The 13,757-nt window shown below is 47.5% G+C and carries 15 protein-coding genes; 10 read left to right on the top strand and 5 right to left on the bottom strand.

What is annotated here, in order from left to right:
• Positions 1-2: 2 nt before the first annotated feature.
• Positions 3-995, bottom strand: a complete 993-nt coding sequence (locus ABJ225_RS18665) for a FecCD family ABC transporter permease (protein ID WP_347321314.1) — start codon at positions 993-995, stop codon at positions 3-5.
• A 217-nt stretch (positions 996-1,212) separates the two neighbouring features.
• Here ABJ225_RS18665 and ABJ225_RS18660 point away from each other — a divergent pair, with 217 nt between their 5' ends.
• The 6 genes from ABJ225_RS18660 to ABJ225_RS18635 all read left to right on the top strand — a co-directional run bounded on the left by ABJ225_RS18660 (position 1,213) and on the right by ABJ225_RS18635 (position 6,655).
• Positions 1,213-2,166 carry an ABC transporter substrate-binding protein gene (locus ABJ225_RS18660; protein WP_347321313.1) on the top strand — a complete coding sequence of 318 codons (954 nt, stop codon included), beginning with the start codon at positions 1,213-1,215 and terminating at the stop codon, positions 2,164-2,166.
• Between the two features lie 131 nt (positions 2,167-2,297).
• Positions 2,298-3,809 carry a spore germination protein gene (locus ABJ225_RS18655; RefSeq protein ID WP_048013302.1) on the top strand — a complete coding sequence of 504 codons (1,512 nt, stop codon included), beginning with the start codon at positions 2,298-2,300 and terminating at the stop codon, positions 3,807-3,809.
• Positions 3,810-3,828: 19 nt separating this feature from the next.
• Positions 3,829-4,914, top strand: a complete 1,086-nt coding sequence (locus ABJ225_RS18650; RefSeq protein ID WP_347321312.1) for a GerAB/ArcD/ProY family transporter — start codon at positions 3,829-3,831, stop codon at positions 4,912-4,914.
• Complete coding sequence (locus ABJ225_RS18645) at positions 4,911-6,008, top strand: Ger(x)C family spore germination protein (RefSeq protein WP_048014599.1); 1,098 nt, start codon at positions 4,911-4,913, stop codon at positions 6,006-6,008. Before ABJ225_RS18650 ends, ABJ225_RS18645 begins: the two co-directional genes overlap by 4 nt.
• 60 nt (positions 6,009-6,068) lie before the next feature.
• Complete coding sequence (locus ABJ225_RS18640; RefSeq protein WP_048013305.1) at positions 6,069-6,383, top strand: thioredoxin family protein; 315 nt, start codon at positions 6,069-6,071, stop codon at positions 6,381-6,383.
• 122 nt (positions 6,384-6,505) lie between these two features.
• Positions 6,506-6,655: a hypothetical protein gene (locus ABJ225_RS18635; RefSeq protein WP_197084324.1), complete on the top strand. Its 150-nt coding sequence runs from the start codon at positions 6,506-6,508 to the stop codon at positions 6,653-6,655.
• Positions 6,656-6,720: 65 nt separating this feature from the next.
• Here ABJ225_RS18635 and ABJ225_RS18630 read toward each other — a convergent pair whose 3' ends face one another.
• The 3 genes from ABJ225_RS18630 to ABJ225_RS18620 form a co-directional block, all read right to left on the bottom strand.
• Positions 6,721-7,575: a dimethylarginine dimethylaminohydrolase family protein gene (locus ABJ225_RS18630; protein ID WP_347321311.1), complete on the bottom strand. Its 855-nt coding sequence runs from the start codon at positions 7,573-7,575 to the stop codon at positions 6,721-6,723.
• A 156-nt stretch (positions 7,576-7,731) separates the two neighbouring features.
• Positions 7,732-9,312 carry a long-chain-fatty-acid--CoA ligase gene (locus ABJ225_RS18625; RefSeq protein WP_347321310.1) on the bottom strand — a complete coding sequence of 527 codons (1,581 nt, stop codon included), beginning with the start codon at positions 9,310-9,312 and terminating at the stop codon, positions 7,732-7,734.
• A gap of 169 nt (positions 9,313-9,481) precedes the next feature.
• Positions 9,482-10,801, bottom strand: a complete 1,320-nt coding sequence (locus tag ABJ225_RS18620) for a DEAD/DEAH box helicase (RefSeq protein WP_347321309.1) — start codon at positions 10,799-10,801, stop codon at positions 9,482-9,484.
• Positions 10,802-10,896: 95 nt separating this feature from the next.
• On the opposite strand from ABJ225_RS18620, the gene ABJ225_RS18615 reads away from it, so the two are divergent.
• The 3 genes from ABJ225_RS18615 to ABJ225_RS18605 all read left to right on the top strand — a co-directional run bounded on the left by ABJ225_RS18615 (position 10,897) and on the right by ABJ225_RS18605 (position 12,395).
• Positions 10,897-11,355 (top strand): hypothetical protein, encoded by a 459-nt coding sequence (locus ABJ225_RS18615; RefSeq protein ID WP_347321308.1) that lies wholly within the window; start codon positions 10,897-10,899, stop codon positions 11,353-11,355.
• 79 nt (positions 11,356-11,434) lie between these two features.
• The gene (locus ABJ225_RS18610; RefSeq protein ID WP_048007086.1) at positions 11,435-11,971 is read left to right on the top strand and encodes a flavodoxin family protein; all 537 of its coding nucleotides are present in this window, start codon (positions 11,435-11,437) and stop codon (positions 11,969-11,971) included.
• A gap of 136 nt (positions 11,972-12,107) precedes the next feature.
• Positions 12,108-12,395 (top strand): hypothetical protein, encoded by a 288-nt coding sequence (locus ABJ225_RS18605; RefSeq protein ID WP_048013307.1) that lies wholly within the window; start codon positions 12,108-12,110, stop codon positions 12,393-12,395.
• Positions 12,396-12,397: 2 nt separating this feature from the next.
• Here ABJ225_RS18605 and ABJ225_RS18600 read toward each other — a convergent pair whose 3' ends face one another.
• Complete coding sequence (locus ABJ225_RS18600; RefSeq protein ID WP_347321307.1) at positions 12,398-12,832, bottom strand: MarR family winged helix-turn-helix transcriptional regulator; 435 nt, start codon at positions 12,830-12,832, stop codon at positions 12,398-12,400.
• A gap of 183 nt (positions 12,833-13,015) precedes the next feature.
• Here ABJ225_RS18600 and ABJ225_RS18595 point away from each other — a divergent pair, with 183 nt between their 5' ends.
• Entirely contained in the window at positions 13,016-13,438 is a 423-nt protein-coding gene (locus ABJ225_RS18595; protein WP_056540956.1) for an organic hydroperoxide resistance protein, read from the top strand.
• Positions 13,439-13,757: the final 319 nt, after the last annotated feature.

The raw sequence follows: 13,757 nt of genomic DNA, 5'->3' as shown, positions 1-13,757 counted from the left end.
GCTCAGTACCCCCTCCTGGCCACATACACGAAGAATGGTGCCCCGATGACAGCCGTCATCACGCCGACAGGCACTTCCTGCGGCATGATGATATAGCGGGCCCCGATATCTGCTGCCAATAGAAGAATGGCACCAAGCAGGCCGGAATACGGGATGAGCCAGCGGTGATCCACTCCGATCATCTTCCGGGCGATGTGGGGGATCACAATCCCGATGAAGCCGATCGGCCCTGCCACCGCCACGGATCCTCCTGCCAAAAGGACCACTGCAACGAGGGAGATCACCTTCAGGATATTCGTCTTGACGCCCAGTCCTTTGGCGACGTCTTCCCCCATGGCAAGTATATTCACCTTACCGGCTATCATGAGGGCAAGGATCCAACCTGCAAGAATATATGGAAACACCCCGGCAAGGATTTCGAGGCTCCTTCCCTGTACCGAACCTGCGAGCCAGAACAACACCTGTTCAAGTGCCGACTCGTTCAGAACAAGAAGTCCCTGGGTGAAGGATGAAAACATCGCGGTGATGGCCGCGCCCGCAAGCGTCAGCTTCATGGGCGTCAGTCCGTTGGAGCCGGATGCGCCGCCGATGATGAAGACCCCGGCAGCAGCGATGGCGGCACCCAGGAATGAAAGCCATGCAAAAGATTGAAGGCTCGTGACGCCAAACAGGGTCACGGCCATGACGACCATGAATCCTCCTCCCGCATTGATCCCAAAGATTCCGGGTGAAGCAAGGGGATTCTTCGTCAAGGTTTGCATAAGCACCCCTGAAATGGCCAGGGAAGCCCCGACTGCCGCAGCAATGAGCGCACGGGGAAGCCGGATATTTTGGATCACCAGGTGTTCAGTCGACCCATCTGGTTCCATAAATGTATCGAACGCTGCCTTCCAGGACGTATCCGTGTATCCATACACGATGCTCAGTGCAATGAAAGCCACCAGCAAGACGACCGTCCCTATGAATACAAGCAGCTGATTCTTCGGTTTCATCATCTGTTTCCCTTTCCATTAACCAGGACCCGGACGCAGATCCGCTACCGGTCTTCACGCCCGCCCGTTCTCTTTTTATCTCTATCTATTTTAAAGAAGTTTGAAGGTTGCGTCAATGACTTTGAAAATCATTATCAATTAAGGATTGACAATGAAACCCTTCTCAATTATTATAAAATTTGTAATTGATAACGATTATCACTCAGGAGGATATGTACATATGAAATGGAAAAGTTTACTGACGCTATTATTCATTTCTTCCATACTCTTGCTCGCTGCCTGCGGCAACAATGAAGAGAAGGAAGACTCTTCAGGCAGCAAGGAAGACAGCTATAAAGTCGAGCACGCCATGGGGACTGCAACCGTCAAAGGAACTCCGAAGCGGGTCGTAATCTTGACGAATGAAGGAACGGAAGCCCTCCTCGCTCTTGGTGTGAAGCCGGTCGGAGCCGTCCAATCGTGGACTGGTGATCCTTGGTACGATCACATCGCAGATGATATGAAGGATGTGGAAGTCGTCGGTACCGAAAGCGAACTGAATCTTGAAGCCATCGTCAAACTCAAGCCTGATCTCATCATCGGGAACAAGATGAGACAGGAAGAGCAATATAACCAATTGAAGGAGATCGCTCCGACCGTCATGGCCGAGACCCTGCGCGGCAACTGGAAAGAAAACTTCGAGCTATACTCTAAAGCTGTGAACAAAGAAGACGAGGGCGAGAAGGTCATAGCCGACTATGACAAGCGTGTGGAAGACATGAAGGGAAAGCTTGGCGACCAGCTGAAGAAAGAAGTATCCATGGTGCGCTTCATCTCTGGGGATGTCCGCATCTATCATAAGGACTCCTTCTCAGGTGTGATCCTAGACCAGCTTGGGTTCGCACGTCCTGAATCACAGGAAGTCGATGACCTCGCCGAGCAAGGCGTGACGAAGGAACGGATCCCTGCCATGGATGGGGACGTCCTCTTCTACTTCACTTACGAAACCGGAGACGGTGAAGCCAACAAACTGGCTGAAGATTGGCTGAACGATCCCCTCTTCAAAAACCTGAAGGTCTCAAAAGAAGATCAGGTGTATGAAGTGAATGATGCCATCTGGAATACAGCAGGCGGTGTACTTGCAGCAAACAAGATGTTGGATGATATCGAAAAGATCTTCCTCGATAAACAATAAACCGGCTCGACCAAAAGGAAACCTCCTTTTGGTCGTTTTTTTGTTCCACGCTCGATTCCCCTTATTCATTCATAATTCTTCTATATTCGGAAACACTACTCCCTAGACAAACATCGATATGAGGGATCAGCATGTTTCCATTTTTCAAATCTAAGAAAAAGAAAAACACCAATGAAAATGAGAAGAAACAAAGCTTTGAAACAGTGGTCAAGACCGCAGGGAAATCTGCGGACTTCAAGGAATCCCACTATAAGAACCCGTTCACAGGTGCTGAGTTCAGTCTTTTCTTCATCACCACCCTGATCGATCCGAAAATCCTTCAGGAGGATGTCCTGCCTTCACTATTATCGAAAGAATTCCACTCCATCGACGATCTGGTTACCCTTGTACCCATCCTCGACATCCAGGTTTCAAAGAAGGAAGAAGACATCGAGCAGAAGCTGTTTAACGGCTATACCCTCCTGAAGATGAACAGCGGACAATCCTTCGCCTTCATTGCCACGAAAAATGAGTTGGGACGTGAAGTGTCACAACCTGAAGTGGAATTCAGCGTCGTCGGCCCGAAGGAAGCATTCGTTGAGAACCTGAGCGATAACATCAATCTTGTCAGGAGGAAGCTTCCGATCAAGGAACTGGTGGTGGATGAAATGAACATCGGATCCATGACCCATACCCGGGTTGCACTGGTCTATCTGGACGGACTTGCCGATAAAGCCAACGTCGAGATTGTAAAGAATCGTCTTCAGGCTATCGATTTCGATCAGATCATGGACAGCTCCTTTATTGAGCAGATCATCGCCGACAATAATTACTCCCCCTTCCCCCAACTGCTGGATTCGGAGCGTCCCGACCGGGTGGCATCGGTCCTCGCAGAAGGGAAGATCGGGATAATGGTCGACGGGTCTCCCCACGTGCTGATCGGACCGACCACCCTAGTGGAATTCTTTTCGGCATATGAGGACTACTTCCTCAATTTCTCCATTGCATCATTTTTCAGGCTTGTCCGTGTTTTTGCCGTGGCGTTCTCTGTCTTGATCACACCGGTTTACGTGGCTGCCCTGACCTATCATTATGAGCTGATCCCGAAGGACTTGACGGCAACCCTGGTCACATCGCGTCAGGAAGTACCTTTGCCACCGATCCTGGAAGCACTCTTCCTTGAATTGACGATCGAGCTGCTTCGAGAGGCAGGCGCACGCCTTCCAACGAAGGTTGGTCAGACAATCGGTATCGTAGGCGGTATCGTCATCGGGACTGCATCGGTGGAAGCGGGTATCACGAGTAACGTCCTCCTGATCCTCGTCGCCCTTGCTGCCCTGGCATCCTTCACGACGCCTGTTTACCGGATGAGCAATACGATCCGGATCCTGCGATTCCCATTTTTATTATTTGCACAATTGTGGGGGCTCCTTGGCATCGTTTTTTGTTTCTGTCTCTTAATGGGCCACCTGCTTCAACTCACTTCCCTTGGACGTCCCATTCTTGCACCTATCTATCCACCAAGATTAAAGGATCTTAGGGATTCGCTTATTCGGTTACCTTTTAACTTACAAACGATGCGTCCTCAATTTCTACGAACACAGAAACCTTTACGATTCCAAGAATCAGATAAAAAGAAGAAGAAAAAGGATATTGATGAGTGATACCCGGAGGTGAACATTAATGCAACCGATACCTGAAAACCGCAAAGTATCCCCTGGCCTTGCCTTTTTCCTTGTACACTCTACCCAGGTAGGGACAGGAGTGCTAGGGTTTCAACGGATCATATCTCAACATGCTGGTTACGACGGGTGGATGTCGGTTATCCTTGCAGGTGCATTCACTCATATTCTCATGTATATGATGTACAAAATGTTGGGAACCGTGCATGGTGACCTTGTATCAATCCACTCTTTTGTTTTTGGTAAATGGATCGGTCACTTCTTCTCTCTTTTATATTCCTTATACTTCGGTATGCTTGTTATAACCATCATCCGTTCTTACATTGAAGTAGTACAGGTTTGGATGTACCCCCGCTTAGGTACCTTTATCTTTTCTTTGTTTTTTTTACTGCTCACTTACTATATCGTAAATGGTGGAGTAAGAACGATAACTGGCACAGCCTATCTGGGTACGATTCTTCCTAGTTATCTCGTCCTGACATTTGTATTTACGTTTAAGTACGCTGACTTCAGAAATATTCTACCTGTTTTTGATCACAGTGTGATGGATATTCTATTGTCAACGAGAGATATGTCCCTTACTTACTTGGGATATGAAGCTATACTCATGCTTTACCCTTTTATTAAGAACCCTGAAAAGTCCTTGAAATTTTCACAGTGGGGTTTATTTTTCACTACGACAATATACACGGTAATAGCGATTATATCGTTTGGATTTTTTGCACCCGCTCAACTTGATAAAACTATTTGGGCTACACTATCAATGTGGAAAATAGTGGAAATGCCCTTCGTTGAACGATTTGAGTATATAGGAATTGCCAACTGGTGCTTAATTATCCTACCCAATGTTTGCATCACGCTTTGGTGCTCCAGTAGGGTAATCAAACGGATAACCCCTATTAAACACCGTAACACACTCATCATCATTAGCATTTTATGTTTAGGTGTGTTGACCTTCGTTGATAAAAGGGATCAAATCAATATGTTAAATACAATTTCTGGTCAGACTGGATTTTATTTTAATTTCCTGTACATTCCACTACTCTTTGTTCTGGTAATGGTTGTGAAGAAGGTGAAGAAACAATGAAATACGTAATTCCATTGGTCTTATGTACAATCTGCCTAGTATTGTCGGGCTGTGTAGAGAAAGAGATCTTGGACGATCTGTATTTAGAAACTGGCAAAGCATATGATTACGTCTCTGAAAACAAAATCAGAGGTACGGCAGTCTTCCCCATTTATATGCCAGACAAAACGATAAAGAACGGTTTCCTCTCTGAAGAAGCCTCGTCTACTCAGGAAGTTATAGAAAAAATTGAAAGAAGAGCTCAACAGCCATTGGTCCGGGGAGCACTTGATGTGGTATTAATAGGGGAGAAACTAAGTGAAAAAGGAATTATAGATATCGCAGATTCACTCCAACGTGATGCCAGTGTTGGGGCCAGAGTCTTCCTCATTATTACAGAAGGCGAAGCTGGAGAAGTAATTCAAGGGAATTATGGAAATCGAGGAAACGGGATTTATCTTTCCAACCTCATTCAGCATAATATCAATAAACGAGAGCTGCCCGAGACCAATCTTCATATGTTCCTTTATGACTATTATCAGAAAGGGCAATCATCTTATCTGCCCATAGTCAAAAAAACAGACGATGGAAATGTGAAGATTACAGGAATTGCGTTATTAAGCTACGACCAGGTAGTCGGAAAAATCCCTGATGAAGAAATGTTTTTCTTTAAAATCATGGTAGACCGGATTGCAGAGGGCAGTCATGTCGTAAAAATGGGGAAAAATCCGAAGAAACCCAAAAAAAATGTGGAAGCTTCTGTAACCAGCTTATACTCTAAACAAAAAATCACGATTGATAGACAGTCCTCCCCAGTCAATGTGAGAATAGAAGTTACCATTGATGGAATTATTAAAGAATATACTGGAGAGCTCCTCGGCTCAAAACAAATGGCTGCGGTGGAAGCTCAAATGAAAAAGGATATAGAAGAGAAATGCCTTGCTATGGTAAAATCCTTCCAAGAAAAAGGAATCGACCCATTAGGAATCGGCCAATACCAAAAGCATGGAGTCCGCGGGTTCGATATCAAAGAATGGAAAAAAGACATCTACCCCAAAGCCGACATCAAGGTGAAAGCCAAGGTCAAAATTCTTGAAGCCGGTACCGTCGAGTAGAAGCGATTTACAATCTCTCATTATCCGGTATAATAAATGGGCATAAGGGGGTAATACATCATGCAATCCATTAAAAACGAAGAAACCTTTTATGAATTCATCAACTCTGGTGACCCAGTCATCGTGAAATTCCATGCAGACTGGTGCCCTGACTGCCGCCGGATGGATATGTTCATTGACGACATCATGGCTGAATACAATCAGTTCAAATGGTACGATGTGAATAAGGACGAGCTTCCTGCTCTTGCCGAAAAATACGACGTCATGGGCATTCCAAGCCTGCTGGTATACAAGGATGGCGAAAAGATTGCCCATCTTCACAGTGCGAATGCCAAATCACCAGAGCAGGTAACCGAATTCCTCAGCAGCTTATAAAAGCTCAACAGCCGACCAGGCCCATGCGGATCTGGTCGGTTTTTTTGTCCTCAGGACCTGAATAGGTTTTCTTTGTGGGGAAATCCTACTTAAGAATCTGAATAGATAAAGGAGGGTTTGATATGACCAGATCACCGAATAATGGGAGCCAGAATCAAAATTCACCAAAGCGTGGAACAACTGAATTCGCCAAAGAAATCACAAGTGGCGATAACAGCAAGGGAAATAAACATAATAAAGATCAGCAGAATAAAACAAATAAGGACCATTGATTTAATCCGTATTGAAAAGACCGCATCCTTTACCACGGATGCGGTCTTTTCAATCGGTCTCATCATCATTGTCTGATTAACGGAAGCGTACAGCATCTGAAAGATCCACCAGATTTGATGATTTCAGACAGATCCACTTCCTTTACGGTAAACCCTTCAGCTGCAATACGTCGGTTCAACTCTTTATTCTGTGGAAGGCTGATGATCTTGCCGTCCCCGATGGAAAGGACATTGGGTCCCATCCTGAACTGCTCTTCTTCAGAAACCGTGATGACGTTGTAATGCTTCCTGATTTCTTCATAATCGGATTCAGTGAATGCCGGCGGATAAACGAGGGCCCATTCACTTGATATGATCGTGAACACACAGTCGAGGTGGAGGATGCCTTCATTCAGAGGCAGCGTATGGACCTTGAGATCCGGCAGCTGTTTCCTCAAATGCTGAGCCGCGAGGTCATTCGTGCGTCCGCTGATGCCTACCCAGACATGCTCCCCGTCAACAAGGACATCCCCACCCTCAATGGAATGCCGCAGTTCGTGATACGGAATATCCTCCTCGTCAAGCCATTTTTTCAACGTGATGACTTCATTCTGACGAATCTCCGTGTTCATGGCGGAAACGAAGAACCGGTTATGGATAGAGATTCCGATATCCCTAGTGAACACCTGCTCGTTCAGTTCTTTGGAAGGATCGAGATGGATGACCTCGGAACCGTTGCTTTCAAGGACCCTGACGAACTCACGGTGCTGCCTGACCGCTTTCTCCGTATCGATATTCTCTTTCAGGAAATGCTTTTGGGTTTCATTGATGATTTCTTCTATGTGCATGTACTCTGGTGAAACGACCACCACTTTTTTTAGTGGATCATATTCATTCGGGCAATGGATGGCATCCCCCATCACCGGGAAATGTAAACTCATAGTGACACCCCTTCAATAAAGATTCTCTGTCTGAACCTTTTCCCTTTTAGTATGAATCCAAAACGTCTAATTAAACCAATGGATCCTTTCAGCCCAGCATACCTCAATGGACTTTCCATATAAAGGAGTTGAGCAGGGTGTCTGACAAAGCGTTCGTTATTGCACCAACCGGTCCCGGTCTTTCCAAAATGCATTCCGGATGACGACCTTCTGGATCTTACCCGATGCAGTCTTTGGCAGCTCATCCGTGAAGGTGATCCCTTTAGGTGCCTTGAAGTGCGCCATCCTGTCCCGGCAGAAATCGATCAATTCTTCTTCCGTGACGTCCACCCCTCCCCTCACCACGACCACTGCATGGGGGACTTCCCCCCACCGCTCATGGGGTACGGCGACGACCGCAGCTTCCAACACACCCGGATGCTCATAAAGCATCCCCTCCACCTCAATAGAAGAGATGTTTTCCCCTCCACTGATGATGACATCCTTCTTACGGTCAACGATATCAATGTAGCCGTCGGCATCCACCGTCGCCATATCTCCCGTGTGGAGCCACCCATCCCGGATCGCAGCAGAGGTTGCATCCGGATTCTTAAAGTACCCTTCCATCACCGTGTTGGTCCGGGTGACAATCTCTCCTGTCGTCACCCCGTCATGAGGAACCTCCCTTCCGCGTTCATCCACAACCTTCACGCGGGATCCAATCATGGCATAACCGGCTTTCGCCTTCAACCGGTATCGATCCTCCCGTTCGATTTCCTTTCCGGCTGAGCGAATCACTGAGGTGGTGATGAGGGGAGCGATTTCGGTCATTCCGTATACTTGGACGAACTCCCATCCAAGGTCCTCCTCCACTTTCCTCACAAAAGCAGGAGGAGGGGCAGAACCAGCGATGATAACCCTTACATTTTGATTCAGGGTGGGATTCGATGCTTCGAACTCATCGAATATCATCGTAAGGACCGTCGGTGCCATATGCATGACCGTTACCTTGTGCTCGTTAAGAAGCCGGAAGATGTTTTTCGGGTCCACCTTCCTCAGCATTACCTGTGTGGCACCATTTGCCGTATAGTAGAAAGGCGAGCCCCAGCCGTTCACATGGAACATGGGGAGGACATGCAGAAGCGTATCCCTGTCGGATACACGTAAATGGTGCATAGCAGACATGGTGTGCAGGTAGTTGGTACGGTGCGTCAACAGGACGCCCTTCGGATCGCCCGTGGTACCGCTCGTGTACAGAAGGGAGGCAATATCCGTCTCCTCAAGCGGCTCCCGTTTGAAAGGGTCCCCTCCGAAAGAAGCAATCCATTCTTCATAATTGGCATGCTTCCCGCTATAGTCTCCATGGACCACTACTTTCTCCAGTGCGGGCACCCGATCAAGGATCGGCTCGACGAGATGAAGGAGCTCGTGATCAACAAGAAGTACCTTGCTTTCACTGTGAGTGAGGATGAACCGGTATTCTTCCGGTTTTAGACGGGTATTGAGCGGGGTCATAATGCCACCGACACTGAATACGCCGTAAAATCCTTCAAGCATCTCCACCGAGTTCGGAGCAAGGTAAGCAACCTTATCCCCCTTCTCCACACCGGCGTTCTTCAATCCCCGGGCCAGACGGTTGACCCGACGGTTCATATCACTATAAGTAAACTTCCTCTCCCCGTCAATGACCGCGACCTTATCACCGTACAATTCAACGGCCCTGTCCAAAAAATCTGTTAAAACCAATGGTACATGCATGAACTCCACCCCTTATTTTGTCCTTGATTCAGTTATAAGGTAATTTATGTGAATTTTCAATCATTTCGTTTTATAAAAGGGAATCCTGTGACCCCCTTTTTCTAATGGCGGTCGGTTACATCCGATTCTCCTTGCAAAAAAAACGGAGGCATGATCGCCTCCGTTCACATTATCGACTTCTTCTTTGATCTGTGCTTCTCTTCCGCTCCCCGCCTCGGCGTGAAGAACCAGAACCTTGGGATTTACCGGCTCTCGGTCTTTCCTTCGAGCGGTTCCCCCGATTGCGATCCCGGCTTTCGCGGATGTTCTTTTCCCTGCGATCTTTGGTGGACTCTCCGCCCGACACCTTTGGAGTCGGCTGGGATAACGCTACTTCCACGATCCTGCGCGGAAGATTCAATCCCAGTCCTTTTTCAATCGTCTGGAGATCCTGCTTGTCCTTAAGCGCCACGAATGTGATGGCAAGGCCGTCTTTCCCCGCCCTTCCCGTACGACCGATCCGGTGGATGTAGCTTTCCACATCCTGAGGAATATCGTAATTGAACACATGGGTGACGCCATCGATATCGAGACCTCGGGCGGCTACGTCGGTTGCGATCAGGTACTGGAGCTTCACTTCCCTGAACCGTTTCATCACGCCTTCACGTTTAGCCTGGGAAAGGTCTCCGTGGAGTTCGTCCACGAGGAAGCCACGTGCCTTGAGCTCTCCGTAAAGCTTTGATACCCTTCTTTTCGTCCTGCAGAAGATGATGCCAAGGAATGGTTGCTCTTCTTTGATCACCTTGGAGAGGGCATCGAGCTTTTTCCTGTCTGTTGTCTCGACGACTTCCTGACGGATCTCTTCGACGATCCGCTCCTTTGTCCTGATCTCCACATTGCTTGGGGACTTCATGTAGCGCTTCCCGATCTTGCGGATATCCTTGGACATGGTTGCCGAGAATAAAGCCGTCTGTCTTGTGAATGGCGTCTCCCTGATGATGGATTCCACTTCATCAAAGAATCCGATATGAAGCATCTGATCTGCTTCATCGAGTACAAGGAACGAGACATCGATGAATTCGATCGTTCCCCTCCGAACGTGATCAAGGATCCGCCCAGGAGTCCCGATCACCACATGGATGGCTTTATTTTTCAGCCTGTGGATCTGCTTTTCAACATCCTGACCACCATATACGGCGAGGACATTGATGTCTTCCTCGGTTGCAGCAAGAAGCTGCTTCAACTCTGCTGTGACTTGGATCGCCAATTCGCGCGTCGGAGTCACGATCAGTGATTGGATCGTGTCCTTGTTACTATCTATGGAATGAAGCATCGGAAGCAGGAAGGCCAAGGTCTTCCCTGTCCCCGTCTGGGCTTGCCCGATGACGTCCTTTCCTGCCATGAGCAAGGGGATCGTCTCTTTCTGGATCGGGGTCGGCTCCGTGATGGACTGCCCTTCCAATGCCTGGATATACTGTTGATTAATGCCTAACTCTTTAAACTCATTCATACTGTCACCTCTTGGTCCATTATACATGGAACGAACCAAGATACATAGGCTCTATGCTATAATGGGACAATCGAAAACAGAAATGAGGATGAAACATGCTGACGTTTGAACAAAAATGCACGATCATAGAAGGGTTCGAGGAGCTGACCCGCAAGGACGTATCCCTCGGCCGGGTGAACTATCACTTCGAAGACAGCCTGTACGAAAAAACGACCGTCGTTTATCACCTTCACCCGAATGGGAACGGCTTCGTCTATACAGGCAATCTTCCGGGTTATTCGCCAAATGCCAAAGGACTTGTGAATGTAAGGGACTTTGATGAAGAGCAATTACGCACAATCATCGCAGATTCAATCTCCTTCCTAAGTACGGAAGAAGAAATCCTTCCGCCTGAAGAACAGACCTGGATCGACGCAGAGGGACACACCCTCTTGCTCACTGAAGAAGATGATCGCTGGAATATTTATTCAGGGGAAAATCTCGAAGACAGTTTCGGCGGATATGAAGACGCTGCCCATTATCTCCGGGAAGAAGGCTTCAAGCACCGGAAGTAAGAAAAGAAAGTGACACCTACCAAAGTGTGTTGACATACTAAATATACTATCGCCTATTTCACAAAAGGAGTGACTTCGATTGAAGATTTTGACGTTGCTAGGTAGTACGAGAAAAAATGGGAATTCAGAAACCCTTGCCCGTAAAGCAGTGGAAGGGACCGATCACACCATCGTCACCCTGGCAGACCTTACCATTGAAGCCATCACCGACCTCAGGCACACGCCTGAAGGATTCTCACCGGTGGATGATGATTACGAAAAACTCGTCACCCTCATGGAAGAGCATGATGTCCTATTATTCGCCACCCCTCTGTATTGGTACGGAATGAGCGGACCGATGAAGGACTTCTTCGATCGCTGGAGCCAGTATCTTCGCGATGACCGTTTCAACCTGAAGGAAGAACTGAAGAAAAAGAAAGCCTACGTCATCATCACAGGCGGTACCAGCGCCAAAGTGAAGGGGCTCCCCCTTGTACAGCAATTCAATTACATTTGCGAATTCGTAAACATGGAATTTGTCGACTATATCATAGGTGCCGGTGTCAAACCGGGCGAAATCCTGAATGATGAAGCATCCCTTCTTAAAGCAGCACGCTGGAATGAAGCATTCAAGTAACCGATATAAACACCATTTCAAAAAGCCAGGCATGGTCAATGCCTGGCTTTTTACGTTGTGCTCCACGTTTACAAAAGAATAAGCCATGGGAACCCGGTTATACTACTACTAATTCAGTTGAAGAGGTGGAGACAGCATGGACTTTCCGACGATCCATACGAATTTCTGGGATGCCGTCACGGCCATTCCCATCATCATCGTCCTGACCCAGTTGATCAAGGTCACCATCAAACCACGCCCATTCTGGGTACCGACTATTGCCACCATCATCGGACTTCTCCTCTCAATATTCGTCAGCCACAAAGGTCATCTTGCCACCGGGATCTTCATGGGCTTCTTTTATGGATATGCAGCCATCGGCAGCTTCGCATCCATGAAGACGTCTTTCCTGACTTACAGGGGGATGAAGGAAACAGCCGAATAACCTTATTCCTGATGCCGCAGCTTCTTCAAGATCGTTGATAGCGTGCCATCAAGCTGCATCAATTCCTCAGGGTTCATATCCAGGTTCTCAAGAAGGCGGGTCGGCACACATTCAGCTTTTTCCCTCATGTTTTCCCCTTCCTGTGTGAGGGTAATACATACACTACGTTCATCTTCAACAGAACGCCGGCGTTCCACCAACCCGTTCGCCTCCATCCTTTTCAGCATCGGAGTCAGCGTACCGGAATCAAGGAAAAGATGTGTCCCGAGCTCTTTGACGGTCACCTTCCCCTTCTCCCAAAGAACCAGCATGGCCAGATACTGAGGATATGTGAGGCCGATCTCATCCAAAAGTTCTCTATATAATTTCGTAATCTCCCGCTCGGCAGAGTAAATCTTAAAACAAATCTGATTCTCAAGAAGCAATAATTCCTTCATGCATTTCATGTCCTTTCTTATTTAAACTCATTATCGATATCATACAGAATAAGAACAAAATCATCAAATTTAATTGCGCGCAATTAAATCGTTGACAACTAAAACATACAGATGTAATATAGGTTTTGTAGTAATCAATTGTACACAACCTAATTAAATAAAAAATTTAAGGAGTGAATGAACATGGAAGCATTATACACAGCAAAATCAACAGCAGACGGCGGACGTACAGGTAAAGTGGTAAGCAGCGACGGATTGATCGATTTTGATTTGGCCATGCCTAAATCCCTCGGCGGATCTGGAGACATGGATTCCACCAACCCTGAACAACTATTCTCAGCAGGCTACGCAGCATGCTTCGACAGCGCCCTTAACATGGTTGCACGTCAAGAACGCAAGAAAATCGACTCACGCGTAACAGCTGAAGTATCCATCGGCAAAGACACCGACGGAGGCTTCAAACTCGCAGTAGTCCTCACAGCTGCCATCAATGGCGTAGACGAAAGCGAAGCAAAAGACCTGATCGAAAAAGCCCACCAAGCTTGCCCTTACTCCAAAGCAACACGCGGCAACATCGACGTGGAATTGAAAACAGAAAGCTTCTGATTCATACCAAGCACAAAAGAACCCGAGCCGATTCTCGTTATGAGATTCGGCTCGGGTTTTCTTTTTATACAATTTGATTGACTCCAAGCAACGTAAGAAAGGGCTACCTTCCTTTCCTATTCCGTGTATAAAGGGTCGCGGCCGACTCCTGCGTGGATCAGAGGCAAAGTTGAGACCCTGGAGGCGCCAGCCGAAGCGGCTCAGGCTACCTCCCCGCCGGAAAGCAGCCGCCGCAGCGAAATGGAACGGTCTGCTTACTAAGAAATACCTGTCCAATGGAATAATAAATCAAGTAGATATTGAGAGAATTTAGTATGGC

The sequence above is a fragment of the Rossellomorea sp. RS05 genome (assembly GCF_039822645.1).
GTDB lineage: Bacteria > Bacillota > Bacilli > Bacillales > Bacillaceae_B > Rossellomorea > Rossellomorea marisflavi_B.
Note: the sequence above shows the minus strand (reverse complement) of the source record. Positions and strands in the feature narration are given on the sequence as shown.

Coding starts and splice junctions, on each gene's coding strand:
- ABJ225_RS18640 (WP_048013305.1), top strand. CDS start 6,069: ATGCAATCCATTAAAAACGAAGAAACCTTTTATGAATTCATCAACTCT.
- ABJ225_RS18595 (WP_056540956.1), top strand. CDS start 13,016: ATGGAAGCATTATACACAGCAAAATCAACAGCAGACGGCGGACGTACA.
- ABJ225_RS18600 (WP_347321307.1), bottom strand. CDS start 12,832: ATGAAGGAATTATTGCTTCTTGAGAATCAGATTTGTTTTAAGATTTAC.
- ABJ225_RS18660 (WP_347321313.1), top strand. CDS start 1,213: ATGAAATGGAAAAGTTTACTGACGCTATTATTCATTTCTTCCATACTC.
- ABJ225_RS18650 (WP_347321312.1), top strand. CDS start 3,829: ATGCAACCGATACCTGAAAACCGCAAAGTATCCCCTGGCCTTGCCTTT.
- ABJ225_RS18620 (WP_347321309.1), bottom strand. CDS start 10,801: ATGAATGAGTTTAAAGAGTTAGGCATTAATCAACAGTATATCCAGGCA.
- ABJ225_RS18630 (WP_347321311.1), bottom strand. CDS start 7,575: ATGAGTTTACATTTCCCGGTGATGGGGGATGCCATCCATTGCCCGAAT.
- ABJ225_RS18605 (WP_048013307.1), top strand. CDS start 12,108: ATGGACTTTCCGACGATCCATACGAATTTCTGGGATGCCGTCACGGCC.
- ABJ225_RS18665 (WP_347321314.1), bottom strand. CDS start 995: ATGATGAAACCGAAGAATCAGCTGCTTGTATTCATAGGGACGGTCGTC.
- ABJ225_RS18615 (WP_347321308.1), top strand. CDS start 10,897: ATGCTGACGTTTGAACAAAAATGCACGATCATAGAAGGGTTCGAGGAG.
- ABJ225_RS18655 (WP_048013302.1), top strand. CDS start 2,298: ATGTTTCCATTTTTCAAATCTAAGAAAAAGAAAAACACCAATGAAAAT.
- ABJ225_RS18645 (WP_048014599.1), top strand. CDS start 4,911: ATGAAATACGTAATTCCATTGGTCTTATGTACAATCTGCCTAGTATTG.
- ABJ225_RS18635 (WP_197084324.1), top strand. CDS start 6,506: ATGACCAGATCACCGAATAATGGGAGCCAGAATCAAAATTCACCAAAG.
- ABJ225_RS18625 (WP_347321310.1), bottom strand. CDS start 9,312: ATGCATGTACCATTGGTTTTAACAGATTTTTTGGACAGGGCCGTTGAA.